This is a genomic window from Primorskyibacter sp. S87, from assembly GCF_049801055.1.
In the GTDB taxonomy this organism is placed as follows: Bacteria; Pseudomonadota; Alphaproteobacteria; order Rhodobacterales; family Rhodobacteraceae; genus JBNAGF01.
On the sequence record NZ_JBNAGF010000003.1, the window covers coordinates 20,288 to 46,003 of the forward strand.

A 25,716-nucleotide genomic window follows, 5' to 3' on the forward strand; every position below is an offset into this window, starting at 1 on the left:
TTGGTAACCCGGCCCAATCGTGGATATGTCTTCCGAGGGATTCTCTGACACAATCGATCCGCCTTTGGGTGGATTGTTCGGGTATCGACGAAAGTGCCAAATGCCTCGGACCAAGGGTTTCGAATTGCGCCCGGACTGGTTCAATCTGACCCGCCGCGCTCCTTACGTTCCGCCGCCCTTGCTTCGTTGGTCAATGGTTCGCGGGCTCCGGCTCGGATCACGGCCGGGTCGTAGGGCGTCCGAGAGAAAACTTCCCTTACCAGTCCGGAAAAAAAATCCAGCGATTTGCTCGGGTAAGACGGATCAAAGCTTGCCTGATCCCAGCGCTCACAGAACTCAGAACAATCGTCAAAATATGGGCTGCCCTTGTGGCTCTCTCTTTTATTGGGATCTGCGCCGACATGCTCTCCAAAGTAACGCAGCTGAAAGTCCCCATGCGCTTGCACGCACCATGTGACTTGTTCCCGGACAAAAGGTTTCAGGATCGTCGCGGCGTATTCGTCGTGGTTATGGGGCGCAAAGATGTCTCCGATGTCGTGCAGAAGCGCTGCCACGATCCAATCTGTGTCAGCCCCGTCGCGCCACGCACGTGTGGCGGATTGGACAGAATGGCCAAGGCGAGTGATCTGATATCCCGAAAGGCTTTCGTCCAACTCCACCAGCGCACCCAGAAGCCGATTTGCGGTTTCCTTCGTGTATTCGCGCTCTAGACGATCGAGCAGGCGATAGTCTTCCTTATCGCCGTCCTTCATCTGAGTGAACTTGACCTTCTCCATGGCTGACCTCCGAGGTTTGTCGCCGCTCTCAAGATTTACTGCCGCGATCCAACAAGAAATCAATGAATTTGTGTGTTCTAGGCTTGTCTGACTACAAAGGCGCCGAATGAAACATGATACCCAGTCCGATCACCGCGCCTGCTCAGCGAATACTTGAACAAAAGGCTGATGACGTTTCTACTGCTTTCGAAAAGTCAAAAAGCTGAGCCGAATGAACCCTCGACCCTCAAAGAGAACGCAATTTTCGACATGGTTCTTTGCTCTGGGAACTATGACGTTGATTGTTGGCATCCTGTGGGTTGCCCGAGATTTTTTGATCCCTTTGGCCATAACGGGATTGCTATTCATTCTTTCCTCTGCGCTTGTAGACAAGATCCGCCGATCACGGTTGTTTGGTTGGTCACCGCCCAATTGGCTGGCCCAAATTCTCAGTGTTGCGGTGATCATTGGCGCACTCCTTTTACTTGGGCTGATTGTCTCTTCTTCCGCAGATGACCTGCAGAGCGCCCTGCCCAGATACCGCGAACGACTGACAAATCTGATCGGCAAGATAGAAGGCCTCTTGGGCCCGAGACTTGTCGATGCTGGGCACAAAGCGGCTGAAAATGTCGAAATCGGGTCTTGGTTGGGGGCAGCGGTCGGCCAGTTCGGCGGCGTGCTTTCGACCTTGGGTCTTGTTGCTCTCTATCTGGCGTTTCTGGTTTCCGAAAGACTCGCATGGATGGAGAAACTGCCTCGGCTTGTCGCGTCAGAAGAGGAAGCTCAACGCACCCAGAATATCCTGACGAGAATCTCGATTGGCGTGAAGCAGTACATGTGGGTCAACGCTGTCACCAGCGCGATGAGTGGCGTGGTTGCGTTTGTGATCTTCTCTTGGGTTGGGCTCGATTTTGCCCCTCTGCTGGCTCTCACAGTTTTTGTTGCCGGTTTCATTCCGAATATCGGGGCCTTTATCGGGATCGCTCTTCCGTCTCTCGTCGCATTGATCCAGTTCGACAGCCTGACACCATTCCTGATCGTGCTCTTTGGTTACGGGGCCGCCGATCAGTTCATCGCTAATGTCATCCAGCCGTCTATGCAGGGAAAATCCCTGAACCTCAGCACCTTTATGGTCATGGTTTCGCTAACGTTCTGGGCAACCTTATGGGGCGGCATCGGTGCTTTTCTTGCTATTCCACTGATGGTTGTGACGATGGTTGTTTGTTCGGAAATTCCCGCGACTCGTTGGCTAGCAGTCTTGCTGTCAAGCGACGGCCAATTGCAGGACGGGCAATCTGCGGAACCAAAAAACCAAAAGGTCGATTCCGAAAAGCCCGTGCGGCGCAAACGATCTAAGGAGCAACAGGAATTTGACGAAGAACTGGAACAGTTGCGCGCGGAGTTCGAAGGAAGAGATCGGTAGTCCGGTCCATGTCCAAGGCCTGAAATGAGTCCGTGCCGAAACGTCTTTGGCAATGAAATGAGTAGCATTGCCACTCGGGACCAGAACCGGAGCCTGTAGAGCGGAAGGATTCTCGCTCATCTGAACCATCAATGAGTGAAGGCCAGGCGAAATTCTGGAAACGACAAACCTTCGGTCGAAAGAGGCGCCGGTGGTTTCGGCCGCAAGTCTCGCGAGTCGGCGCGTCGAGACCTTCAACACAATCTCCGCACAGCGGACCTTGGGTCGATTCAGCGGCTCAAAGCCCGACTGAGAGTGCAGATGACCGGATTGAGCCCAATGCGGGCCTAACCTTCTTACTTTCTTACGCAGTGCATTGGAGCTTGCAGTTGAGCCGCGGAGCAGGCAAGCGAGGTGTATGAAAGCTGCTGGTTTCTTCGTCCAGAATGCCCCTTTTCTCGCCGCCGGGGCACTGATGACGTTCATGTCCAGTTTTGGGCAGACGTTCTTTATCTCGATTTTCGCAGGTGAAATTCAGGAGGCCTTTGGCCTGAGCCACGGCCAGTGGGGCGGTATCTATATGATGGGTACAACCTTGTCGGCCTTGGTGATGGTCTGGGCTGGCGGGTTGACCGATATTTTCCGGGTTCGCGTTCTCGGGCCGGTGGTTTTGATCGGGCTGGCAGCAGCCTGTATGGCTATGTCGCTGAACCGGCTGGTTTGGTTGTTACCCTTGGTGGTTTTCTCTTTGCGGTTCTTCGGTCAGGGTATGAGCAGTCACATTGCCGTGGTCGCTATGGCGCGCTGGTTCGTGGCAACGCGCGGACGGGCATTGTCGACGGCATCGCTCGGGTTTGCCTTTGGCGAGGCTTTTCTCCCTATCCTGTTCGTAGCATTGATGACCTTAATAGATTGGCGATACCTTTGGCTTGTGGGTGCAGTACTTTGTCTTGCAGGTGTTCCGCTGCTGGGTTGGTTGCTTGGCAAGGAGCGCACACCAAAAAAGCTGGCGAAAAGTCCGGGCAATGTGGGTATGCACGGATTGCACTGGACCCGCGGCCAAGCGCTGCGAGCCCCGTTATTCTGGATCATGGTGCCAGCAACTTTGGGACCGGCGGCTTTCAACACCGCTCTGTTCTTTCATCAGGTCCACCTAGCAGAGGTTAAGGGCTGGAGCCATATTGAGCTGGTATCGTTCTTCCCGCTCTACACGCTGGTGTCGATCATGGCGATGGTGCTTTCGGGCTGGGCGCTTGATCGGTTTGGCGCTGCCCGGCTGACGCCTTTCTACCAATTGCCGATGGTCGCAAGTTTTCTTATTCTTGCTATGGCATCAGGGCCGGTTGCAATGTTTTTTGGCTTCTTATTCCTCGCGCTGACAACAGGAGCGAATGCAATTCTGCCCAACGCCTTCTGGGCGGATTTCTATGGCACCGCCCATATCGGCTCGATCAAGGCGATGGCGGCGGCGGTGATGGTCTTGGGATCGGCCATTGGCCCGGGACTGACAGGGCTGATGATCGATCTAGGTTTTGGGCTGGAAAGCCAGTTCATCGCAATTGCAGGGTATTTTGTCTTTGCAACGGTTCTGATGGCACTTGGAATCGGAAAAGCGGCACCAACACTGCGCCGCGGTTCGGACCAGCCAAACTCGCGCAGCCAAAGTCACGAGAGGACATGAGGTAGCGTGTTATAAATCAAATGAAGTTGCGCGATTGAGTTGCCCGCTTTTAGCGGGCAAACAGGCCATCGGCACCGAACCTAATTCGGTCATTCGTTGAGCTGCATCCGGGGCCTTGAAGGTAGGAGAATAAATTACTCGAGGTGTCTTTGCCCCCTTAAAACTGGGCCACTATTTTGGCTGAGAAAGGGAACTATGAAATGGGTCGGAAGCGATACTCGGACGAAGACATTCTGAAGCTGCTGTGTGAGATCGAGTTGAAGCTGGCGGATGGCAACGATGTGCGTTTGGCCTGTCGTAGCGTTGGCGTCAGTGATGCGACTTTGCCCGGCGTCGCCAAGCAGATCCTCAGGTCGCTCGCAGCCTTTCAGAATTTCATCCAGCATTTCTTTGGAAATTGTGATCCTTGCTTCCTATTGAAGAAACATGGACCAGATCAGCCATACACAGAAGATCCGACACTCTCGCTGCGAGGACTAGGTCGAGGAACCACTGCCTTTGGCGAAATGCCCTCAGACTAAGAAAATTTCCAGCCGCAATTTCTCGCGGCTGGCCGTGTTTTGCGCTTGCGCAACTACTCCAGTGTAAGATTCACGACGACTTTCTCGATCCCACCGGGGAAGTCGAAGGGAACATGGTAGCTTTCGCTCACCGGCTCACCTGCATCCGACCCGACGTCGAAGGTCTCGTCCAACGAGATCCGGTAACCCATGGTCCGGTCGATCCGGCCTTCGGCAACCATTGTATCGTCGACAAACAATTTGCCTGTGCCACCCTTGCCAGCTCCGCCGCCGTCATACTCGAACTCGTAGTGGATCACGTGCTTGCCGGGTGTCAGTACATCGCCCTGAATGTTGTATCGCTCCAGGTTGGCAACATTGTAGGTGTAGATGGGTTTGCCATCGAGCACATAGAGCGCCCAGCCGCCGAAGCGGCCGCCCTGAGTGACCAGCATTCCGTCCGTGTCGCCTTCGCCGATCTCAATATGTGCCGTGATCGTATGTGACTTGTTCTTGAAGTCAGGTGCAGTGCCTTCCGGGATACGCCTCATGTTGTCGTAATAGGTGAACGTATCCCGTCCCAAAGTCAGGCTGGGGCGTAATGCAACGTCCAAACGCGGAACCTTGTCGTTGTCGATGGGGAACACGTCATACTTCCGTGCTTCGCCATAGAACAGGTACTGAAGCTCCTTGAGTTTCTCAGGATGTTTGTCAGCCAGATTCTCCGATTGCGAGAAGTCTTCTGCCACGTTGTAGAGTTCCCACGGCCAATCGTTGATGACGTCACTTTTCTTTGTCACACTGATCCAAGGTGCTTCTGGTGGTGTCGTAGTGGCAACCCATCCGTCACTGTAGATGGCACGATTGCCCATCATTTCGAAGTATTGGGTTCTTCGCGTCGATGGCGCTTCGGCATCATTGAATGCATACATCATGCTGGTGCCTTCAATCTGAGACTGTGCCACTCCATTGATCGAATGTGGTGCTGGAACGCCGACCGCCTCCAGGATCGTTGGCATGATGTCGATCACATGGTGGAACTGGCTGCGCACCTCTCCTTTGCCTTCAATCTTGGCAGGCCAGGAAATGATCATCCCGTTCCGGGTTCCGCCAAAGTGGCTGGCAATCTGCTTGGTCCACTGGAACGGTGTATTCATTGCGTGCGCCCAGGCCGCGGGGAAGTGGCCAAAGGTATTCGGGCCCCCGAGTTCATCCATGCGTGCATAGGTGTCTTCAAAGGGCACCATAATGTTGTTGAAGAACGTCATTTCGTTCAACAACCCATCTGGACTACCTTCGGCGCTCGCACCGTTGTCACCCATGAGATAGATCACCAGCGTGTTGTCCATCTCGCCGGTTTCCTCGATGGCATCCAGAATCCGGTTGATCTGGTGGTCCATGTGCGCAAGCGCAGCGGCATAAACCTCCATCATCCGGGCATAGAGCTCCTTTTGTTGGTCATTCAACGAATCCCAGGCCCGCAGTTGCTCAGGGCGAGGTGTCAACTTGGTGCCTGGTGGGATGATCCCTTTTTTGATCATGTTGGCGTGGATCTGCTTGCGCATCTCATCCCAACCCATGTCGAACTGACCCTTGAACCTGTCGATCCATTCTTTGGGCGCATGGTGAGGCGCGTGAGACGTGCCAGGCGCATAGTAGACAAAGAATGGCTTGTCAGGTGCCAGAGCGTTTTGTTCGCGGATATAGTTTATGGCTCGATCCGCCATGTCTTCGTCGAGGTGATAATCCTCGGTGTTCGGTGGCTCAACCGGCTTTGTGCCGTCAAAGATAGCCGGGGTGAACTGGCTTGTATCGCCGCCGATGAACCCGAAGAACTGTTCGAAACCAAGCCCTGTTGGCCACAGATCAAACGGGCCGGCCTGGCTCGATTGCCAATCTGGGACATTGTGGTTCTTCCCGTACCAGGCCGTGTTGTAACCGTTGCCCTTGAGAATCTCGGCAATGCTTCCGTTTTCCTTGGGCATCAAGGAGTTGTACCCTGGAAATCCGGTTCCGATCTCCATGATGACGCCAGTGGCGTTGGAATGGTGGTTGCGGCCGGTAATCAGAGCAGAGCGTGTCGGAGAGCAAAGAGCCGTGGTGTGCATCTGGGTAAAGAGAAGCCCTTCAGCCGCCAACCTGTCGTACGCCTCTGTCGGAACCGGACCACCAAAGGCTGTCGGTGCCCCGAAGCCTACATCATCCGGCATGATCAGAAGGATATTTGGAGCGCCTTCCGGTGCAGTAACCTGTCTCGGAAAATCCAGGGTAGATTCGCCGGTCCGAAGCCCCATGTGGCCCTGAAACTCAGTCATTGGAATTGGAAGGACCGATCTATCCCAACTGTCTCCGTCTGCGGCTTGTCCCACTGACGGCGACAAGCCCGCCAGCCCTACAACTCCAGCCAGCGCAATAGATAACGCCACTCTCATAGTTTGCTCTCCCGTAACCAACTAAAATGTTTTGAAATGCGGCTATCAAAATGACCGAGGGAACGTTCATTTCGGAATCAGCCGCTTCTCGGTGAACCCGCTGAGAATACCGGCCCAGACGGCTCAAATGTCGGAAAATGCGCGGCCCCGAAATTTTTCTTCAATGCCATGATCAGGACAACCAAATTTGGCTTCCACATAGATCGGGGCTGTGTAGACCAGTCACCCGAGCGCTTCCCTACAGCCGAGCTTCGGCTGTAGGGAATACAAGGGCACATTGGTCAGCCTAGCGTATACCAAATTGGTGCACTTGTTCTTCGGGTTCTCAATTTTTTGGAACCTGGATCCATCGCAGGTGCGGTCAGTCGAAAGGGCGGCCCGTGACCAGGCCGCCCCCTTTTGTTCAGTCTACTTTGTCCACTTGTCGAAACTCTCGACCCGGTGGATGCTGGGCAGTTGGAATGTGCCGTCAAAGAACTCGGCATGCGCCCCATAAGCCCTGATGTAGGGGAACCAGCCACGGTCCGGCAGGGTGCGGACATAGTTGCTTTCCCATCCCTCCGGCGCGGCATCTGGCCCGAGCATCACGACAAAGGACCCATCGTCGTTCTTCTTGGGCTTGTGGTCCAGCTATCGACGGTCACATCATCGCCGGACTCCAGCCCACGATTGTCCAGAAGGACCCGGGTGTCTGGGTCGTATATAGTCAGCGACCAGAACAAATCGGTCTCGGGCTCTCGGTCGAATTTCATGACATAGCGCTCTTCGCCCTTGAGCCGCTCGCCGTCGGAACCCTCGAACTTGGCGACATATCCCTGCGCCTTGCCCGGTCGCGGAACGGTCATTGATGGAGACGTCAACTGCGCCTCGTAGGTGTAGCGTGCACGGGGGTCGAAGATGTCGAAATTCTGTGTGCTCTGATCATACTTGATGCCGTCGCCCCATTCGCCGCCCAGGACATAACGCCAGTCAAATTCACGCAGAACACCGTCCAGACGTTCGCTGAAGACAAAGGATTTGGCCATCATTTCGCCGACTTTCGCACCGTCCAGCAATGCAGCAGTCTGCCGCTCGTTCGGCTCGAACGGCTTGCCACGCTCTATGCCGAGCGACCGCAGCCAGTACATGAACAAGCGGTCACGTTCGGCCAGGGCCTCGTTGTTGATTGCTGCATGAAGTACCTTCCAGAAGGCCATGCCCCGAGGCTGAATCGTGGGAAGGAACTTGTCCCCGCCCGGGTGAACCGTAGTGTCGGGCTCGGACCCGTACTGGTACATCTGAATCTGGTTCCAGGTTTCCTGAACCAGTTCGACATCTGCACCGGCAACCCTAGCGAGTACAACCGCTCGGTCTGTTCCGATCTCGTGGACCTGGAAGTCGTCACCTAGTTTCTTCTGGTCCGGGCGCATATGTTGTGGGGTGTTTGGACCCACGATCACGTGCTTACCGCCCTTGCCCGAAAACGGACCAAAGATACCGATGTCTGTAGGGGATTCCTGCCACATGTCGATGACCATACCGATTACAATGCCCGGCGGAACCTCGAGCACTGTTGCGGCACCTTTGGTGTTGAGCAGGCCCAGGGCATAGTTGGTGGTCTCATTCGCGGTCAGGTATCCACGGCGCTCGTTGAACGATTCTATTCGCACGAAATCGCCATAGTCGAAATCGAAGTTCCGGAAATAGTTCTGAGCCATTCTTTCCTGGGCAACGATGGGCAGAGCCCAAAGGTACAACTGCGCCGCACGCTGGTGGTCAATCAGTTCATAGATACGGGCTGCGGTCTCCTCTGTGGGAAAGCTGTGCTCCAGTTCAAAGTCGCCGAAGAACGTTTCTACTGTTCCCGTCACCGGCATTTCAGCAGCGAATTCCTCTTGGGATTGAACCACAGGAATTCGAATTTCCCCTGACGCCAACACGCCGTGTCCAAACGTCATCGTGGCGACAGCGACACCGGCCATGAAACTTGATTTCATCAGTGCATTCTCCTTCGGAACACTGGAACAGAAATGAGGGGAAACGTGACACCGCCGGGTGGCAAACCCGGCAGCATCGGCAAAGCTTAGCCCGCCGGAGATACCGGACACGCGAGGAAGCGCGGCAAGATATCTTTGAGTACATTGAGCTATTCTACAACCCGAAGCGCAAGCACACCAACAACGGCTTGCTGTCGCCGATTGACTTCGAAGAAAGACAGCGCAAACTGAAAAAGGCAGGTGTCTAGGAAACTAGGGGGGTAATCCCCCCGGAAATTGGGGGTGTTTAGAAGTAGAATTTTCTCAACATTGAACGAGGAGATTCTGATGAAGAAATCAAAGTACAGCCACGCTCAGATCCTGAGTATTTTGAAGCAGGCGGAGAACGGTGTGCCTGTTGCTGATCTGTGCCGTGAGCATGGAATGAGTTCGGCCAGCTTTTACAAATGGCGTGCGAAGTATGGCGGGATGGATGCGTCGTTGATCTCGCGGATGAAGGCGCTCGACGAAGAGAACAAGCGTCTGAAGAAGATGTATGCCGAGAAAAGCATGCAGAATGATTTGCTGAAGGAGGCCCTGGGAAAAAAGTGGTAAGGCCGTCTCAGCGCAAGGAGATGGCCCAATGGGCCGTAATGTACAGGTCGGCCAGTATCCGGTTTGCGTGCCGAACGTTCAGCATCAGCGAGACCTGCTATCGGTATCAACCAAAGCTGAGTGACGAGAATGAGCTGATCGCCGATTGGTTGGTGGCATTGACAAATGCCAAGAAGGCGTGGGGCTTTGGCCTGTGCTTTCTGCATCTGCGCAACGTCAAAGGCTTTGGCTGGAACCACAAGCGGGTTTACCGCATTTACCGTGAGTTGGAGCTCAATATGCGGATCAAGCCACGCAAACGCCTGCATCGAGACAAGCCTGAACCACTGGCTGTGCCAGAAGCACCCAACGAGGTCTGGTCCATGGACTTCATGGCAGACCAACTGGTGGATGGCCGGTCGTTCCGCACGCTGAACGTGCTGGATGACTTCAGCCGTGAGGGGTTGGCCATCGAGGTGGACTTCTCTCTGCCTTCAGAACGGGTTGTCAGGACGTTGAACCAGGTCATCGGCTGGCGTGGAAAGCCACTGGCCATTCGCGTTGACAACGGCCCCGAATATATCAGTGGTAGGTTGCAGACATGGGCTGAGAAGGCCGGGATCGCGTTGATGTACATTCAGCCCGGCAAGCCCCAGCAGAATGCCTAAGTCGAGCGCTACAACCGCACCGTCAGGACTGAATGGCTGGGACGGTATCACTTTGAAACCATCGAAGAGGTTCAGGATCATGCAACCCGCTGGCTCTGGACATACAACAATGAAAGGCCAAACATGGGCATCGGAGGTATGACACCAATCCAGAAACTGAAAGCAGCATAGATTCTACTTTTGGACCCCATCAAAAATGGGGGGATTACCGGGGCGCCTCACAGATCACGTATCGCATCGGTTCCCCTGAAGGCAGCCTCTTCGGTGTCGAATACAACAGCTACGAATTTTTCCACGCTTCTTCTCCTTGTACAGTTCGAAGGACTTGGTTCAGAGGAATTGCATGTTCAGGGCAAAGTAGACCTGCATCTTGGGTTTGCCGGGCCCCTTGTCGTGAACCGACCACTGTGGCTCGACAAACAGGTTGTACACAGTTTTGTCACGCTTGAAGACTTTGCCGAGACGTATGCCCAAGGGCACCGAGTAGGTGTCGTTCTGGAAGTCGTAGGTCCAGATTGGGGCTCCACCCGTATACCAGCCCTTGCCCAACTGGTAGAATGCGAAAGGTTGGAATGCACCAAGGCTGGCCCGAGGCCTGCCCTTGGTGTCGCCCACGCCGGCACGGTATGTCAGAAGATATCCGTACTGGAACTTGGGCGACCGCGCATTGAAATAGACATTGGCAATGCCGAGTTGCCACTGGTCCGAGCCAACACGATCATCTGTTGCGGTCGGGATGACCAACTGAGGGCCCACAGCAAAACTGACGGCCGGATCACCGGTGTCGATCTGGTAGGCTGCAAACACATCGAAGTCTCCCAGGCCATTTACGGTTGAACCACCAGCACCCACCGGCAAACTATTGTAGGGAAGCGAGGCGCGGATCAGCCATTTCGAGTTGCCCCATTGTACAGGTTTTGCGTAGCGCAGGACAAACTGGTTACCCGATTGGTTACCTGGCCCTGTGAAGCTATCGATGTAGTAGTTCTGAATGTTGAAGGCTGTGATGTCCGCGAGAGGGTTGTTTGCCTGTGCCTCAGCATTGCCTGGCGCCTGGGCTGGGCTTGGGGCTTGGTCTTGCTCCTGAGCCTTCGAGCCACCAACGCCAAACAGTGACAAACTCAAAACAATCCCAAATGTCTTCAGAATTTTAGCGCCTCTAACCCAATGACTCATCTGACAAATTCCACCTTTCTGTTTGCCTTCCTCGGATTCACAATATGATCTGTGAGAATGGAAAGACCAATCGAAACTCATTTCCGCAGCCTCTATCGAAGCACCGAAGCGTCACAGGATTTCTCGGGTGAGCACACGCGGCATTTCCCCGGCAAAGGACCACTGTTCTGCGACGATACGTCAGGACAAAGATGATTCTGTCGGAAAAGGCGCAGAGCACAGGAAGTTTTGGAGATTCCGAAGTGCGACCGACCAAATCCTCTCGATAGTGATCGCGCTCAGGCAAGGCGCAGGTCTTTGACCGGTGGCTCAGGTTTCTACCAAGCGCTCCGCTGGATAAACCTGACGAGACTTCTTGTGGTTAGGGAAATCAGGCCTCAGTTCAGCCTTCCACTGGAAACAAAAACTGAAGGAGTCACCCCTTCCGTAGCCGTGAACGCTTCGGAAAAGGTCTGACGATGCGAATACCCGACCTTTGCCGCAACATCCTCGATAGTATAGCCTTCGAAGAGTGCTTCTCTGGCAATCTTGTGCCGCGCCCGGGATCGAAGTTTGGAAAACCTGGCGCCTTCCAGATTCAGCTTCTCTTGTAGTGTTCTCGAGGATAATCCCAGCAGGGCCGCGGCCTGTCCCAACTTTAACGGTGCATGTGTGTGTTCAATGGAGTTCGTCAACAGCCGCTGTACAAGAGGCTTGTATTCAGTGGTCTCTTCCAGACCAGCGCCCTTGCTTTCCACCAGTGGCTTGAGAGTTGCATACAAACCCGCATCCGAGGTCCTCAGAGGGCTCCGCAGCAAGATATCGTCAAATTCGATTACGCCATTTGGGCTGTGATGCACAATGTTTGCATATGGAAAAAAATGCTTATGATTACTCTTGGCGCCAGGATACCCAATGCGCATGTTAGCTGTGGGCATCCATTTGGCCTGATTGACAACGTTGGCTAACAGGCCAACGGAGTACTGTATTTCCAAATTGCTGCCTAAAGATGGCGGTGTAAGAAGGTCGTAGGCTATTCTGCATCGACCAAACCGCATTGATACCGAAAAATCGCCCGCATTCGTCAGATAACTTAAGCCTTTTCTAACGATTTGAAGACTATCCCAAAGTGTTTCGCTGGTTAGAACCGCCTTACCGAAGAGCCCTAACTCACCTACACTTTGCCCGAGACCCGTCCGAATTAAGAACGCCTCATCATAGGCAGCTTTCTCCATCTTCTCGAACGTTTCAAGATAAAGCCCAAAATCAACATACTCTTCGCTCATGCTTATCTCAGAAGCCATGTCCAGACATGGGGAGATCCGAAGGCACCGCTCCACCGAAAATCTTTGAAGCGGCCCCGCCAGCGCGCCTGCTCTGATGCGCATTGGCATGCTGTCAACGGCGGAACCGTTCGGAGTTCCCTTCACTGTCTTGTTCATTTTTTGACCTCTGACCAGATCTCGGATCACGCTGCGCAGGCCATCTGGTGGTTTCAGCCCGTCGAAAAGGTGAATGCAAATTGTGCATTTATCAATGTATTTGTTGCGAGGCAGCTTGGTCACCAGATTGCTGTTCATACGTTCTGGCGTGGTTGATCGGCCCCACTTGAGTGGTCCCGTTCGATTGTTAGTGCATGACCGGCCTTTGGTCCATCGGGATGACAGTTTCCGGGGCCAACATGATCCGTTGGTGCCAAGCGATGATTATGGCCGGTTCGCCGTCAGTGGTGCTTTATTGACCTCAGACCTATTCAGGGTCAAAGGCGATCATTAAGCTTGCTTTTTCAGATGCAGGTGTGTGGTTCAATCGTCGGAAGCTTGGCGGCTCACGGTTCCAGAACTGGCGAACTGGAGCTAACGGCCCATACCGGTCATGCACCGTGCATCTCGTCGCGCTGCGATGCAGCCCGTTAAAGCAGAAATTCGCTGCGACCGCGAAATTCGACGACCGGTAAATTCACGCAATGCGGGACGAAATTGCCATTCGCTGCATCTGCAACCTGGACAGATCCGAATTTCGGTACTGCGCAGGAAGCTGACTTTGCAAAGCTTCCTGTTTCACCCTCATTCTGCCATTCAAACTCGGATGGCCACTTCAATTCCCGAGGCCAATGTTTTTTGTTCGGAGGCATTTGTCTTGAGCCAACCGAGATCCTTCGAGCACAGGTTCAACAGCCCTCTTTTCGAGACTGGCCCGCTTGAATAAGCTCCACCCAAACAGCAAAGGGGCAAGAAATCAGCTATTTTTACTCAATGGCGGCAGCTATGGGTCTGCTCTTGGGGGGTATTCAGCTCGTAATCTGGGTGCGTCTGAAGTCTGGACCCGAGTTTCTTCTAGCTGCCATTATGGCGTTTTCCGCCGGAGCTCTGGCAATTTGCGAAGCTGGGTTTCTTGGTCAACCCACGGCCCAAGCGATCCAGTTTCGCCTCGAAATCCAGAATGTCGCGATTGCAACCATGCTGATTGCAATGGTTTGGTTTGTATATCTCCGGCTTCAATCTGGCCGAAAATGGCTGGCCTGGAGTATTACCGCCACATGGATCGTTTGCGCGATTTCCAGCCTTGCCAGCCCCGGTAACCTGACATTCTCCTCGGTCGATCACGTCGAGTACCTCACGACGCCCTGGGGCGAAACTTATAGCGTTGCATCAGGGCAGTTTCATCCGCTTAAGATCCTTGCCGATCTGGCCAGCCTCGCGATTGCGGTATTTGTCACAGACGCGACTGTGGCGGCTTACAAGGCGGGCCGGAGGCGGCAGGCCCTTCGCTCCGGGGGTTCGATCCTGCTGTTCATTGTTGTGGCTGGCGTGCACACCCCATTGGTGGACGCGGGCATCGTTCAAACGCCGTTCATCATTTCTCTGGTGTTCGTGGCGATCTGTTTTTCCCTTGCGCTCGACCTTGCCGATGATGCGGCCCGATCCGTGCGTTTGAACGCCGTGCTGCTAAAGGAGCGACAGCGATGGAATGCGCTGACAGAGAATGTCGACCTCGCGGTGATCCGGGTCGATGCCGAGGGGCGCATCGCCTACGTGAACCCTTTCCTGGAGAGGATCAGCGGTAGAGCAAGCGGTGAGCTCGATGGCGTTTTGGTAACAGTTTTGGTTCCCGATGAGCACAAGTCCGAGGTCGCGGAACTCGCGTATACGACACACAACTGGACAACCCGTGCCCGAAAAAGACGGGCACTAAGAACTGTGCAAGGGGATACACGAGAAATTGTCTGGTATAGCGTGGCGCTGACCTCGGAAGCGGGTCATCCTGATGGCTTCATCTCCTTCGGGCAGGACATTACGGATCTGCTGAAAGCCGAAGACGAAAGCCAATCCACCCGGCAAGAGATCGAGCGGCTCACTCGTGCGGTGGCACTTGGCGAGTTGTCTTCCTCGCTCGCGCACGAGCTCAGTCAGCCGATAGCGGCCATCTTGAGCAATACCCAGACCCTGCAAATCCTGCGTGGCAGATCAGGCAAGCAGCTCGATGAAACAGACGAGATCCTGAAAGACATCTTTGCAGACTCCCAAAGAGCCAAGGATCTCATGCACCGTGTGAGGGGCTTCATGTTCAATCAGGCGCCTATTGCAGAACCTTTTGATCTCGGAGAAGCCGCTGCCGAAGTTCTGGATATGGTGTCCGGCGAGGCTCAGAGGAACAGGGTTAGCATCGAACTGCCAGATAAGGACAGGGAGTTTCCAGTGGAAGGTGCTCGACTGGAGATCCAGCAGGTCTTGATGAACCTGTTGCTCAACGCCATTCAAGCGATTGGAAATGCAGGGCCGACCGGAGTGATCTCTGTTACCTGGGACCGAACAGGCGAGAAGAATGTGAAAATCCAGGTTGACGATACCGGTCCGGGGCTGACCGCCGAGATGCGCGCGTCGATTTTTGATCCCTTCGTCACGACAAAGCCAACGGGCACGGGAATTGGACTGGCCGTTTCCAAGCGGATTGTCGAACGTCATGGTGGCGACATCGCTGCTGGTAATAGCGATTTGGGTGGTGCACAGTTTTCACTAGAACTTCCGATATACTTGAACGAGGCAAGCAAGTTACGTGCCTGAACGCCGTGCAGAAATTGTAGTGGTTGACGATGACCGGTCGGTACTCAAGGCCATGTCGCGCCAGATCAGTCTGATGGGGCACAGGCCCGTCGTTTTCGATGATCCTAGGCAAGGCGTTTGCCATGTCCGCGAAGGGAACGGAGATTGCCTGCTTCTGGATTTGCAGATGCCGGATGCTTCAGGTTTGGACGTGCAGGACATGCTTTCCGGGCTGCCTGTTCCGATAGTATTTGTAAGCGGATTTGCGACTATTCCGGCAACTGTTCAGGCCATGCAAAACGGTGCCGTAACCTTCCTTGAAAAACCGGTTGAGTATGCCGAGCTTGAACTGGCGATTGAAACCGCGCTGAAAAAAGGCGCCGATCTGCGCGCCAACCCAGATGACCAGTCTGCTGCGGACGAATTGCTCGCCTCCCTCACCGAGAGGCAGAAGGATGTGTTCCGAATTCTGGTGACGGGGGTCACGAATAAGGAGATCGCCCAAGAGCTCGGCATCGGCGAAAGAACGGTCAAAGCCCACCGGCACGCGATCATGGAACGTCTCGAAGCAGACAGCATCGCAGACATCTACCGGCTGGCGGCCAGACTCGGACTGAACTGATCCCCGGAAACAGACCGGCTTACAAAAAAACGGACCAAGATTCCCTTTGGTACAATATCGGGCTGACCGATACGCTGGCAGAATGGCCTTCAGGAGGACCAATCTGTGTCTCGGTTCCGTGGCCATGTATTTGTTGTGGATGACGATTCCAGCTTTCTGGCTGCCATTTGTCGTCTGATCCGTGTGGGTGGGTTCGAGGCAACCGGCGTGGTTCGGTTAAGCGACCTCTATGCCTACCTGCCCTTTCCGGAAGAGAGTTGTGTCCTGGCAGACATTATTCTCGACGGCGAGAGTGGGTTAGAGATTCCAAGTGTCCTTTTTGACCGGGGTGAACCCGCTCCAGTGATCTTCATGTCGGCAACTGACGACGTCGAGACACTGGTTGCTGCGGATCATGCCGGGTCTGCACGCTGCCTTCGAAAACCCTTCGAAGCTGACGAACTTTTCCACTCCCTGACCGCAGTGTTGCCCGAACCGGGTCAAGCCACTGATCCCAACGCATATGCCAACGAGGATTCCCGATGAAAAAAGATCTTTTGCTCTCAACCAGATTACCGGCCGCCGCATTGGCCTCACTTGTGGTCAGCTCAGCCGCATTTGCACTGGAGGTCACACCCCAACAAGTGGGCGAGGTGCAGCCGGAATACTCGCCCCATGTGAACGAAAGCTTTCCTCAGCGGGTGTTCTGGGGGGACACGCACTTGCACACGACCTATTCCCCCGATGCAGGAATGCTAAAGAACTTCGACCTAGGCCCGGAAGAAGCCTATCGCATGGCTCGGGGCGAGCAGGTGACCGCCAACAACGGGATGCAGGCAAAGCTGGTTCGGCCTCTCGATTTCCTCGTCGTTTCCGATCACTCGGAATACATGGGCCTGATCCCCGAAATCCGCGGGGGCAACCCCGATCTGCTGAAAGACCCTGTCGGCAAGCAATGGTATGACTGGTACAACGAAGGCGAGGACGGTCAGTACAAGGTCTTCCTTAATTTCGCAGAGGACCTGAGCAACAATACCGGCCGGATTGAGTTCAGCAAGATTGCCCGGTCGACCTGGGACTACATGACCGAGACAGCGGATCAGTACAACAATCCCGGGTCCTTTACGGCCTTTATCGGCTATGAATGGTCCTCTACGCCAAAAGGCGACAATCTGCACCGGGTCGTCATTTTCAAGGATGATGCGGACAAGGCCAGCCGGGTTGTTCCGTTCTCGTCCTTCGACAGTGCCGATCCGGAGGATCTCTGGAAATTCCTTGCCGATTATGAGGACAAGACTGGGGGGCGTGTCATGGCCATCCCGCATAATGGCAATGTCTCAAATGGCGCGATGTTCGATACCGAGACCCGCAGTGGCGAACCGATCAGCGCCGAATACGCCAAAATGCGGATGCGCTTCGAGCGACTTCACGAGATGACCCAGATGAAAGGGGACAGCGAAACTCATCCTATGTTGTCTCCAGAAGATGAATTTGCGGATTATGGTACGTGGGACAAAGCCAACCTGACAGGTGAAGCTTCGCCAACTCCGGAAGATCTGCCGGGCAGCTACGCACGATCCGCCCTCAAGCGCGGAATGCAGATCGAAGCCGAAGTCGGAGCAAACCCCTACAAGCAGGGTTTCATTGGATCGACCGACAGCCACACCTCATTGGCGACAGCTGGCGAAATGAACTTCTTTGGCAAAGCGTCTATAGCCGAGCCCTATGCGGGTCGTTGGGATCATGTCCTGATTCAGAGCCAGACCGATGACAGCCTGACCACTTACAACTACGAAACTTTGGCGGCAGGTCTGGCCGGCGTCTGGGCCGAAGAGAATACCCGGGAATCGCTGTTTGAGGCTATGGAACGCCGGGAAACCTATGCCACCACCGGCACACGCATGACCGTCCGCAATTTCTGCGGATTTGGCTTTGAGTCCGGCGACGTGCATCGTTCGGATTTCGCACGTCACGGATATGTCACCGGGGTGCCGATGGGAGGAGAGTTAAACGGTGCTGAGGAAGGCATGGCGCCGACCTGTGTCATCCGGGCCCTGCGTGATCCGGATGGGGCCAATCTCGACCGGTTGCAGATCGTCAAGGGCTGGCTCAATCCGGATGGGTCTACGGGGGAGCAGGTCTATAACGTTACCGTCTCTGACGGGCGAGAGATCAAACCGGACGGTTCTGTTGATCCTGTGGGAAATACGGTCGACCTGTCGATCCCCAGCTACACCAACACGATTGGCGATGCATTGATGTTCGGTGAGTGGACCGATCCGGACTTCGACCCGTCCAAACCGTCGTTCTATTACGTGCGGGTGCTGGAAATCCCGACCCCAACCTGGGCGGCAAAGGACTCCGTGTTTTTTGGGGTTGAGATGCCGGACGAGGTTCCCATGGTGCATCAGGAACGCGCGTACACCTCGCCCATCTGGTACACGCCCGAAAGTTGATCCCCCTTAGTCTTTAGCCGCATGAGAAAGAACAACTAATGCTAAAGAGCCTACTTTTTCCGACCGCCTTGTCGCTCCTGGCCGCGTCAGCTTTTGCTCAGGAAGAGCCGATGTATCCAAACGAAGTTGAGACCCGGATTGGACCGCTGTCCTTCGACCACGGCATCCCGACCGAGGAAACGTCAGAGAAGCTGTACGACTATCTCGACTTCAACAGGGCCGTACAGGCTTATCTGTGGTCGTTGCCGATCATGGGACACACGCAGTGGCGCCAAACCTATCTCGATGAATACGACATAAAGCCAAACGAGTTGATTTTCGCACGCGAGTTTAACGAGCGTTCACTGATCCTGACCGCAAATGAGTCGACCCCGTATCTTTTCGGCTGGCTCAACGTCAAGGAAAAGGCCGCAATCATCGAAGTGCCTGAGGGACCAATCATCGGTCTGATGACCGACTTCTGGCAGCGCGGTTTGGCAGATCTCGGTGTCTTCGGGCCAAACGCAGGGCGAGGTGGAACTTGGGTGATCCATGGTCCGGAAACCCCGGTGGCTGAAATTCCGGTCATCGAGGGCGCGCAATACGTCAAATCCAATACCAACAACCTTTGGTGGCTGATGCGTGTTAACAGTCCCCCGGAAGAGCGCGAAGCACTGGCCAGCGGCATTCTGACCGGCTTTAATGGCGAGGAACTGCGCTCTCAGCTTCGGGACGGCGAGAACAAGGTCGGGCGGAATTTCCAGCCTCGCGGTATGCGATACTGGGAAATGTTACACATGATCCTTCAGGAAGAGCCGGTCGAGGAACGTGACCAGTTCTTCATGTATTTCCTCAAGGAGCTCGGCATTGAAAAGGGTAAGCCATTTAAGCCGACCGAGCGTCAGCGGGCATTGCTCGAAGAGGGTGCCGTACTTGGCGAGGCTATGGCCAAGAATTTTGTATTCCGCGAACGTTTGCCGGGTGTTTTGCGTGACGATGGGTGGCGACTGATCTTAGGTCGGGTTGAGGGAACCGAACCGGGAGACGCCATGGATCATACGCAGACAATCGGAGAAATTGGGCGTTTCGATCCGCGGGCTCGATATACTTATGAGGCCACGACCACGTCACCGAAGATCGTTTATCCCAAGGTTGGGTACGGCATGGGATATGGCGGCATGTTCCTAGACAGTGAAGAGCGCGCTTTGGCGGGCGACAGGTCGTATGTCATCAATGTTCCCGCTGATCCACCGGTCGAGATTTTCTGGGCGATCACGGTTTATGATGTTGATACCCGTGGCATGGTTCGCACCGACCAGGAACGCGCTGAGCGCGGCTCCAAGCACGAAGGTATTCGAGCACTTCCCGACGGAACGACACCGATCCTTGTCGGGCCGGAAGCCCCACCTTCCGACTGGGAAAACAACTGGATCAAGTCAATCCCAGGTCGCGCGTGGTTTCCCTATTTCCGCTTCTATGGGCCGAAGCAGGGGTACTTTGACCAGAGTTGGAAACTACCGCAGATCGAAGAAGTCAACTTCGACGAATTACCAAAGTAAGCGATGGAGCCGCGCTTGAGTACGACTTCTTTTGCCTTCTAACTCAAAGGACCTAAAAAAATGATCCGCCTTTCAGCTGCCCTTCTTGCCCTGTGCTTTGGTTTGAGCAGCACAGCCTCGGCTGAATCTAATCTTGGAGCCGCCGTTCAGAACCCGATCAGTTCTCTGGTGAGTGTTCCCTTCAAGTTTACTTTCGACAATGGTGCTCCAAACGGAAAGGCCAATTCCATGGCCATCCAGCCGGTGATCCCTGTTACCGTCGGCAATTGGAACCTAGTCTCGCGATTCATCATTCCCCTTTACGACGCACCGGGCGGTATTGCCGGCCTGCCGGGCAATCCAGGCATCGGGAATCCATCTACACCGGGGCGGGTCACGGGTTTAGGTGATATCAACTACACGCTGTTCTTTAGCCCGGTGAAGCCAGTCAATGGCTGGATCTGGGGGATTGGACCGTCGATCACCGCCGACAGCGCAACCGATGATCGACTGGGTAGCGGAAAATGGAGCGCAGGCGTATCAGCAGTTGCTCTGAACCAGCCCGGCTGGGGAACCTGGGGCGCGTTAGTCAGGCATCTTTGGTCCTTTGCAGGAGACAGTTCCCGAAAGGATGTGAACCAGACATTGTTCGAACCCTTCATCAACTACAATCTCGACAATGGCTGGTATCTAATTAGCGATATGGTCATCACCTACGACTGGAAAGCGTCCTCCGGGGACGGCTTGTTGCTGCCGGTCGGCGGTGGCGTCGGCAAGATCACAAGATGGGGAAACCAACCGGTAAACCTCCGAGCAGAGGCATATTACAACGTGGAACGCCCGGCCAGCGCACCGAAATGGCAGGTCGGCTTTACCGTGCAGTTGCTGTTTCCGAAAGGGTAAGCATGCTCAAGACAACGGTCATAGGCGGAATTCTGTTCCTGGTCCCGTTTGGAATTCTTCTGTTGGTATTGCACGAAGTTCTTCTGCTGGCGTTGCTGATTGTAGATCCAATTGCCTCCCTGTTTCCGAAAGATGACTACTGGGGGATCTCTCTCGCTGTCATTCTGGCCGTGCTGCTGATCCTTGTCGTGTGCTTTGTGGCAGGTTTGGCCGCCCGACATGCCGCGTTTTCAGGGGTTTCTTCCAAAACCGATCAGTTTCTTGAGCAGATCATACCGGGTTACGAAATGCTTCGAGCCCGGATTTCTGGCGCAATTGCTGAAGGACAAAAGTCGTCGAGCAGCAAGGTTGTTTCAGTTATGTCTGGGGGCTTAAAACGCTATGCACTTTTGGTCGAAGAGTTTGCGGATTCCGAGGAAGCGCTTGTATTTCTCCCAGGATCACCAAATGCCGAATCCGGTGTCATAGGCCGCGTTCCACTTTCCGACCTGGAGTTTGAGAACATCCCAGTCAGCAAACTCCACCGTGCCTTCAAGTTCTATGGTCGTGGATTGGGTGAAATCGAGCTTCAATAACCCGGTCGGTCCTATCAGTTTTGAAATCTTGAGAACTCTGCCAACTTAGCTTTTGAGGCGCTGGATACAGCTCAGCGAATGGCAGCTTTTCGCTTGATGCCGCTGTGTTCCATGTCCGCTTAGGACTGCTTGCGACCGACTGCGCACGCAGCATTAAGACCGCCTAGCCGTGGCGGCTGTGGGCTCAGAGCCGACTTGCGGCAGTGCAGAGAAGATCTCGGTTTCAAGCGAATGTGGATTTCGGCTTTCGACGTTGCGGCTTGATCGGTTCGCACCTGTGGAGAACGACCGGATTCCGCCCAACGTGAGGAATGTAAGCGTCTGCTAGGAACCGCCCGTAGCTCAACGAACATGGAGCGTTTTTGGCTCATCCAGAAAGTCCGCGAACTCCCTTGAGTCCTTGCACGTCACCTTCAATTTCTTCCTATAGTTGAAAACAATGCAATGTTTGGGCATATCGTGCAATGTTATGGGCAAAATGCAAAGCTATGAGCACACCTACAACAACCATGTAGGTGTACGCATAACGCTGCATTCACGACATTGACTTTATTAAAGAAATTCGCGGAGTTTCGCCCATAACGTAGCACAGCGTTTGCGCATAACTTTGCACGATTTGCCCTTAAGATTGCATTGTCACCTGAAGTTGCCGTCTCATTAGACGAGTGGCACTATCGGAATCAACTTTGAGGAACTTCTCTCTAGTATTACGTGCATTTGCTGTCGCAAGTTGCAAGATTTCGGTGAGGTAGGCCCTCGATTTGTGCGTCCTGTTTTCAGGGCCCTGAATGGAAGGACTTGGGGCTCAGCATTCGACAAGATGGGCGGAGAGTGGTCGTTCTGTGCGTTCGACATAAGGGTCAGCTATGCGAACTTTGCCGCCGACCGCTGTAGATATTCCAAAGACTGCTTTGCCTCTGACGCCGAAGCAGATATGCTGGCGCTAAACGCAAAAAAAGGCGAGATATGCGATACTTACTCAGTTGTGTTGTCATCCTAGTTGGATTGTCGACCGCATTATCGGCAAACGAAGATCTCACGGATCCAATTACTCTTATGAACAATTGCGAGCGGATTGCCTCCGGCCGTTTGGGAATGCCAATTGAAGATGTTCGAGTGGAGCTGCAAACCGCGAGGGTTGACGGTTCGATCCCGGTCAATGGCGAAGTTTTAGGGTATGAAGGCGGTGAGCTTACCTTCCAATGCAATTTCGATGCAAAGGGTATGCCTGAAAACTTCTGGAACTCAAAAGACATTGTTGGTTGTCCAGCAGACATCTCTGAGGCTGACCGATGGTTGTTTCCTCGCTGCTGAGATAATGTCTATTCGGCCCCGACGTCGAGTAATTTTTTCCCTGCCGAATAGACAACTGCACGAGATCTACGTGCCAGCGACAAGCATCTGTGCATTTGCTTGTTGAAAGAGGTACGGTTGTCAATTCTTGCATAACGAACCAAACCCGTAACTCGGTCTGGCCTTGGCCGTTGGACCGGCTACGCGTCAATAAACCGACACTTGCGTGTTTTCGCAACACCGTCCGTCGTCAGGGATTGTGGGACAGATGGCCGCCTGAACTAAGAGAGGGTCTGGCTCAACTGGTTGTTGTGATTATGCGGCGGATTTGCGGTGAAGCAAGCGCCGGGTTTCGATGGTCTTTCGTTTGATCCTTTCTCGTTGTTTTAGAATGGTCTGTCCACGCCCGAAGTAGACATCGGCCGGTGTGAGGTTTTGCAGGCTCTCGTGATAGCGCCGGTGATTGTAGTGATCGAAGAAATCAGCGACGGCTTCCAAGTCCGGTCTGTCATCAATAACTGGATGGTATTCTACAACACCGAACGGCCCCATTCCGCGCTTGAACGGCAGACGCCCGACGATGCATATTGGCCTGGCTTGAAAGAGCAAAAGGCAGCATGAAACCTAAACCCGATACACCTTAGCAAAGCTGCAAAACTGTCCGAAAAGGTGGGACCACTTCAGGTCTTCCAACTGCCTTTGCGCGAACTCAACAGCCCTGACATTCCCGGGCTTGAGGACAGCGACAACAGCGACCATCCGGTGTTGTCGGCATTCTTCCCGACTTTGGGGCATTACATGTATGCGTTCACGGCTGCCATTCTCTATCAGTTTCGGGAGATTACACTGCGAGGTAAGACAACCCGAGTTTCGCATTTTGATCAACCCACCTTTGCCTGGAAGTAGTCGCAAGGCGAATGGTCTTCTGATTTTTTGACTGAAGAAGGTATCACTTTTCTGGAACAAAGCGATCCACGATTGCAAAGGCAAAACTGAGGTAGGCGAAGGCAATGCCGAGCTGCCACAAGCGGAAAACCATTTTCGTTTGAGCATCATCAGAAAATGGCATCAGTGTTCCACCCAACAGAATAAGAAAGGCAGTGATTGCTGAAACCATGCGCACGTCGCCGTTTATGAACCTGTGGGAGAACCAAATCATGGCGGCCAGCGAAACCACCAAAATAAATGGCAGGAACGGGACGGCAACCATCAACTCATAAATCATGATGGCGCCGATACCGCCAATGGCGTTTGCGATCAGCATATCCTGAGTAGCGCGCCCCTGTACACTGGTATCTGCTACAAACTGAGACGATTGAATAGCAACAAAGACCAACACAAATGGTGTGATAAAGTCGAATACGAAGGCGCAGAACACAAACGGGATGACGATCACAACCAGACGAAACATGCGCCGCTCAACATCATACGAAGTGTCGTCAGCGACCTCTTTGTCAGATGTGGCTTCCACTAGGGTCGCGTCAGGCAGGAGCAGAAACACCAGCCAGGAAACGATCATTGCCACAGAAACGTTTGCGATTAGCCAGAACGCAATTTGGCCAGCAAGTTCCGGGCCTGTTCGAACGAGATAGGGCACGAGAAGAGCAGCGATTACTGCAAAGACCGAAAGCAACATATCACCGGTTTTGATTTGCAATCGGTAGGCCAATAGTACCCCGACACAGACTACGATCAAGAAGACGACGGGGTATGGAAGCAGCCAGATCGACAACCCCCAGGAGAGTAACAGGATTGCCGCCGACTTTGTTAACAGCGAAATCCCATAGGAGACTGGAACAGGTTTCAGGCCAAGCGCGAACAAGGCCGCAAATACGGAACCTATGAAAGCCAGTTGCAGATATCCCAGAAGCCCCAGCGAAAATACGATCCACGGTGCAAGTGCAAGCCGCAATCCATGGCGCAGGTTCTCTGGAGGGGAGAGCGCAGCAACCGAGCTTGTTTCAGTACGCATAGTTGAGCCACGAAACGACACGAATATAGGCGCTTCCTACTGCATTTAGGACAGTATTTTCTCCGGTGAACACAACAACATCGGCCTGGCCATTCAAAAGAAACATCACATCGTCATCCTGATCGCCGGTCTCGTAGCCTGGCAAGACGATGCGTACAGGATAGCGTTGCGCAGCTCTTAGCCAGCCCGAGGTCGACGGTGGGCGAGGCAATCCATCGCGTGTTGGATTTCCCAAAGACGCTGCCCCGGTAATACTCTCAACTCGCCCAACAAGCACACGCCCAGGATGAGTATCGAGTACAAGCTTTACCGGATCCCCAATTGATATATTCCCCAGATTGTTCTCTTTCAGATATGCCTCGACCCAAACGTTGCGGGCGTCCACAAATGTCATCAAGGGTTGGCCAGCTTGTGCAGATGCACCCTCGGAAATCGTCAGGTCAGCCACGCCGCCCTCGGCTGGAGAACGAAGTTCGGTGTATGCCAGATCAAGCTGGGCTGCGGCTAGATTTGCCAATGCGGCTTTGATACGTGGATTTTCTTCTCCATCAGAACCCAAGTTTTGCCGGGCCCGCTCTAAATCTGCTCTGGCGACATCAACAGCCGCTTCAGCATCTGCAAGTGCCGTGCGTGCATCATCCGCCCTTGCCGTTGCAATAAGCCCCTTATTTTCCAGCTCAAATACACGCGATGACTGAAGCTGAGTGTTTTCCAGATCCGTTTGCGTGCGAACCAATTGCGCTTGCGCACGTTCCACCTCGGCCGAGCTTGCCCCTACTGCCTGAGTTGCGCTTTCAAGTTCAGCCTGAGCCCGAGCCAGATTGATTTCAAAGGGGCGCGGGTCGATCCGAGCTAACAGCTCTCCTCCTGAAACGAACGACGCATTGGCAATCGGCACTTCGATCACTGTGCCCGAAACCTTGGGAACCACCGGAGTAACGATGGCCTTCACACGTGCATTGGACGTGAACGGGGTGTGTCTGTCCGCCATGAGATACCAAACGAAAATCAAGGCTGCGACTGCGACGGCTGCTCGGAACATGGTTTTCATGGAAACCAAGGGGCAAATTCCTTCTCTTGCTGACAATGCTTAGGTCTGATTTTCAAGAAAACAATGCCTTGAACAAACACCAAGTTCATGGAGACCCTCAGCCTTTCGAAACTCTTGTTTCACGGTGAGGCCGTGACATATCTTCTCTGCCATTTTCCCAACC

General features: G+C 54.1%; 21 protein-coding genes and 3 pseudogenes. 15 read left to right on the top strand and 9 right to left on the bottom strand.

The window, feature by feature from the left end; genetic code table 11:
* Nucleotides 1–140 precede the first annotated feature (140 nt).
* Nucleotides 141–776: an HD domain-containing protein gene (locus ACP15U_RS06295; RefSeq protein ID WP_425044300.1), complete on the bottom strand. Its 636-nt coding sequence runs from the start codon at nucleotides 774–776 to the stop codon at nucleotides 141–143.
* Nucleotides 777–1,047: 271 nt separating this feature from the next.
* Between ACP15U_RS06295 and ACP15U_RS06300 the strand changes: the two genes are divergently transcribed.
* The 3 genes from ACP15U_RS06300 to ACP15U_RS06310 all read left to right on the top strand — a co-directional run bounded on the left by ACP15U_RS06300 (nucleotide 1,048) and on the right by ACP15U_RS06310 (nucleotide 4,359).
* On the top strand, nucleotides 1,048–2,178 hold the full coding sequence (locus tag ACP15U_RS06300) for an AI-2E family transporter (RefSeq protein ID WP_425044301.1): 1,131 nt from the start codon (nucleotides 1,048–1,050) through the stop codon (nucleotides 2,176–2,178).
* A 397-nt stretch (nucleotides 2,179–2,575) separates the two neighbouring features.
* Nucleotides 2,576–3,838, top strand: a complete 1,263-nt coding sequence (locus ACP15U_RS06305; RefSeq protein WP_425044302.1) for an MFS transporter — start codon at nucleotides 2,576–2,578, stop codon at nucleotides 3,836–3,838.
* Nucleotides 3,839–4,038: 200 nt separating this feature from the next.
* Entirely contained in the window at nucleotides 4,039–4,359 is a 321-nt protein-coding gene (locus ACP15U_RS06310; RefSeq protein WP_425044303.1) for a hypothetical protein, read from the top strand.
* Between the two features lie 53 nt (nucleotides 4,360–4,412).
* On the opposite strand, the gene ACP15U_RS06315 is transcribed toward ACP15U_RS06310, so the two are convergent.
* The 3 genes from ACP15U_RS06315 to ACP15U_RS06325 all read right to left on the bottom strand — a co-directional run bounded on the left by ACP15U_RS06315 (nucleotide 4,413) and on the right by ACP15U_RS06325 (nucleotide 8,746).
* Nucleotides 4,413–6,653, bottom strand: coding sequence for an arylsulfatase (locus ACP15U_RS06315; RefSeq protein WP_425044304.1), 2,241 nt, complete (start codon nucleotides 6,651–6,653; stop codon nucleotides 4,413–4,415).
* Nucleotides 6,654–7,178: 525 nt separating this feature from the next.
* Nucleotides 7,179–7,355, bottom strand: coding sequence for a hypothetical protein (locus ACP15U_RS06320; protein WP_425044305.1), 177 nt, complete (start codon nucleotides 7,353–7,355; stop codon nucleotides 7,179–7,181).
* Nucleotides 7,355–8,746, bottom strand: coding sequence for a DUF1254 domain-containing protein (locus ACP15U_RS06325; RefSeq protein WP_425044306.1), 1,392 nt, complete (start codon nucleotides 8,744–8,746; stop codon nucleotides 7,355–7,357). The genes ACP15U_RS06320 and ACP15U_RS06325 overlap by 1 nt, the downstream gene beginning before the upstream one ends.
* 77 nt (nucleotides 8,747–8,823) lie before the next feature.
* On the opposite strand from ACP15U_RS06325, the pseudogene ACP15U_RS06330 reads away from it, so the two are divergent.
* Nucleotides 8,824–8,994 (top strand): annotated as a pseudogene (locus ACP15U_RS06330) (IS3 family transposase); the annotation flags it as partial.
* Between the two features lie 79 nt (nucleotides 8,995–9,073).
* Nucleotides 9,074–10,158, top strand: a pseudogene (locus ACP15U_RS06335) (IS3 family transposase).
* Between the two features lie 159 nt (nucleotides 10,159–10,317).
* Here ACP15U_RS06335 and ACP15U_RS06340 read toward each other — a convergent pair.
* Nucleotides 10,318–11,112: a hypothetical protein gene (locus tag ACP15U_RS06340; protein WP_425044307.1), complete on the bottom strand. Its 795-nt coding sequence runs from the start codon at nucleotides 11,110–11,112 to the stop codon at nucleotides 10,318–10,320.
* 428 nt (nucleotides 11,113–11,540) lie between these two features.
* Nucleotides 11,541–12,722, bottom strand: a complete 1,182-nt coding sequence (locus tag ACP15U_RS06345) for a helix-turn-helix domain-containing protein (RefSeq protein WP_425044308.1) — start codon at nucleotides 12,720–12,722, stop codon at nucleotides 11,541–11,543.
* 687 nt (nucleotides 12,723–13,409) lie between these two features.
* Between ACP15U_RS06345 and ACP15U_RS06350 the strand changes: the two genes are divergently transcribed.
* From ACP15U_RS06350 to ACP15U_RS06385, 8 genes are all read left to right on the top strand, one after another.
* Nucleotides 13,410–15,206 carry a sensor histidine kinase gene (locus ACP15U_RS06350; protein WP_425044309.1) on the top strand — a complete coding sequence of 599 codons (1,797 nt, stop codon included), beginning with the start codon at nucleotides 13,410–13,412 and terminating at the stop codon, nucleotides 15,204–15,206.
* Nucleotides 15,199–15,807 carry a response regulator transcription factor gene (locus tag ACP15U_RS06355; RefSeq protein WP_425044310.1) on the top strand — a complete coding sequence of 203 codons (609 nt, stop codon included), beginning with the start codon at nucleotides 15,199–15,201 and terminating at the stop codon, nucleotides 15,805–15,807. Before ACP15U_RS06350 ends, ACP15U_RS06355 begins: the two co-directional genes overlap by 8 nt.
* Nucleotides 15,808–15,912: 105 nt before the next feature.
* Nucleotides 15,913–16,332 carry a response regulator gene (locus ACP15U_RS06360; RefSeq protein WP_425044311.1) on the top strand — a complete coding sequence of 140 codons (420 nt, stop codon included), beginning with the start codon at nucleotides 15,913–15,915 and terminating at the stop codon, nucleotides 16,330–16,332.
* Nucleotides 16,329–18,242, top strand: a complete 1,914-nt coding sequence (locus ACP15U_RS06365) for a DUF3604 domain-containing protein (protein WP_425044312.1) — start codon at nucleotides 16,329–16,331, stop codon at nucleotides 18,240–18,242. The genes ACP15U_RS06360 and ACP15U_RS06365 overlap by 4 nt, the downstream gene beginning before the upstream one ends.
* 38 nt (nucleotides 18,243–18,280) lie before the next feature.
* Nucleotides 18,281–19,780, top strand: coding sequence for a DUF1214 domain-containing protein (locus ACP15U_RS06370; RefSeq protein WP_425044313.1), 1,500 nt, complete (start codon nucleotides 18,281–18,283; stop codon nucleotides 19,778–19,780).
* A gap of 60 nt (nucleotides 19,781–19,840) precedes the next feature.
* Nucleotides 19,841–20,662, top strand: a complete 822-nt coding sequence (locus ACP15U_RS06375) for a hypothetical protein (protein ID WP_425044314.1) — start codon at nucleotides 19,841–19,843, stop codon at nucleotides 20,660–20,662.
* 2 nt (nucleotides 20,663–20,664) lie between these two features.
* Nucleotides 20,665–21,237 carry a hypothetical protein gene (locus tag ACP15U_RS06380; RefSeq protein WP_425044315.1) on the top strand — a complete coding sequence of 191 codons (573 nt, stop codon included), beginning with the start codon at nucleotides 20,665–20,667 and terminating at the stop codon, nucleotides 21,235–21,237.
* Between the two features lie 966 nt (nucleotides 21,238–22,203).
* On the top strand, nucleotides 22,204–22,551 hold the full coding sequence (locus tag ACP15U_RS06385; RefSeq protein WP_425044316.1) for a hypothetical protein: 348 nt from the start codon (nucleotides 22,204–22,206) through the stop codon (nucleotides 22,549–22,551).
* 294 nt (nucleotides 22,552–22,845) lie between these two features.
* Here ACP15U_RS06385 and ACP15U_RS06390 read toward each other — a convergent pair.
* A pseudogene (locus tag ACP15U_RS06390) lies at nucleotides 22,846–23,031 on the bottom strand (integrase core domain-containing protein); the annotation flags it as partial.
* A gap of 21 nt (nucleotides 23,032–23,052) precedes the next feature.
* Here ACP15U_RS06390 and ACP15U_RS06395 point away from each other — a divergent pair.
* Together ACP15U_RS06395 and ACP15U_RS06400 are read left to right on the top strand one after the other, a co-directional pair.
* Entirely contained in the window at nucleotides 23,053–23,151 is a 99-nt protein-coding gene (locus ACP15U_RS06395; RefSeq protein WP_425044317.1) for a hypothetical protein, read from the top strand.
* 78 nt (nucleotides 23,152–23,229) lie between these two features.
* On the top strand, nucleotides 23,230–23,436 hold the full coding sequence (locus tag ACP15U_RS06400; RefSeq protein ID WP_425044318.1) for a hypothetical protein: 207 nt from the start codon (nucleotides 23,230–23,232) through the stop codon (nucleotides 23,434–23,436).
* 43 nt (nucleotides 23,437–23,479) lie between these two features.
* On the opposite strand, the gene ACP15U_RS06405 is transcribed toward ACP15U_RS06400, so the two are convergent.
* Together ACP15U_RS06405 and ACP15U_RS06410 are read right to left on the bottom strand one after the other, a co-directional pair.
* Nucleotides 23,480–24,502, bottom strand: coding sequence for a hypothetical protein (locus tag ACP15U_RS06405; protein WP_425044319.1), 1,023 nt, complete (start codon nucleotides 24,500–24,502; stop codon nucleotides 23,480–23,482).
* Nucleotides 24,492–25,553: an HlyD family secretion protein gene (locus ACP15U_RS06410; protein ID WP_425044663.1), complete on the bottom strand. Its 1,062-nt coding sequence runs from the start codon at nucleotides 25,551–25,553 to the stop codon at nucleotides 24,492–24,494. The genes ACP15U_RS06405 and ACP15U_RS06410 overlap by 11 nt, the downstream gene beginning before the upstream one ends.
* Between the last annotated feature and the right edge of the window lie 163 nt (nucleotides 25,554–25,716).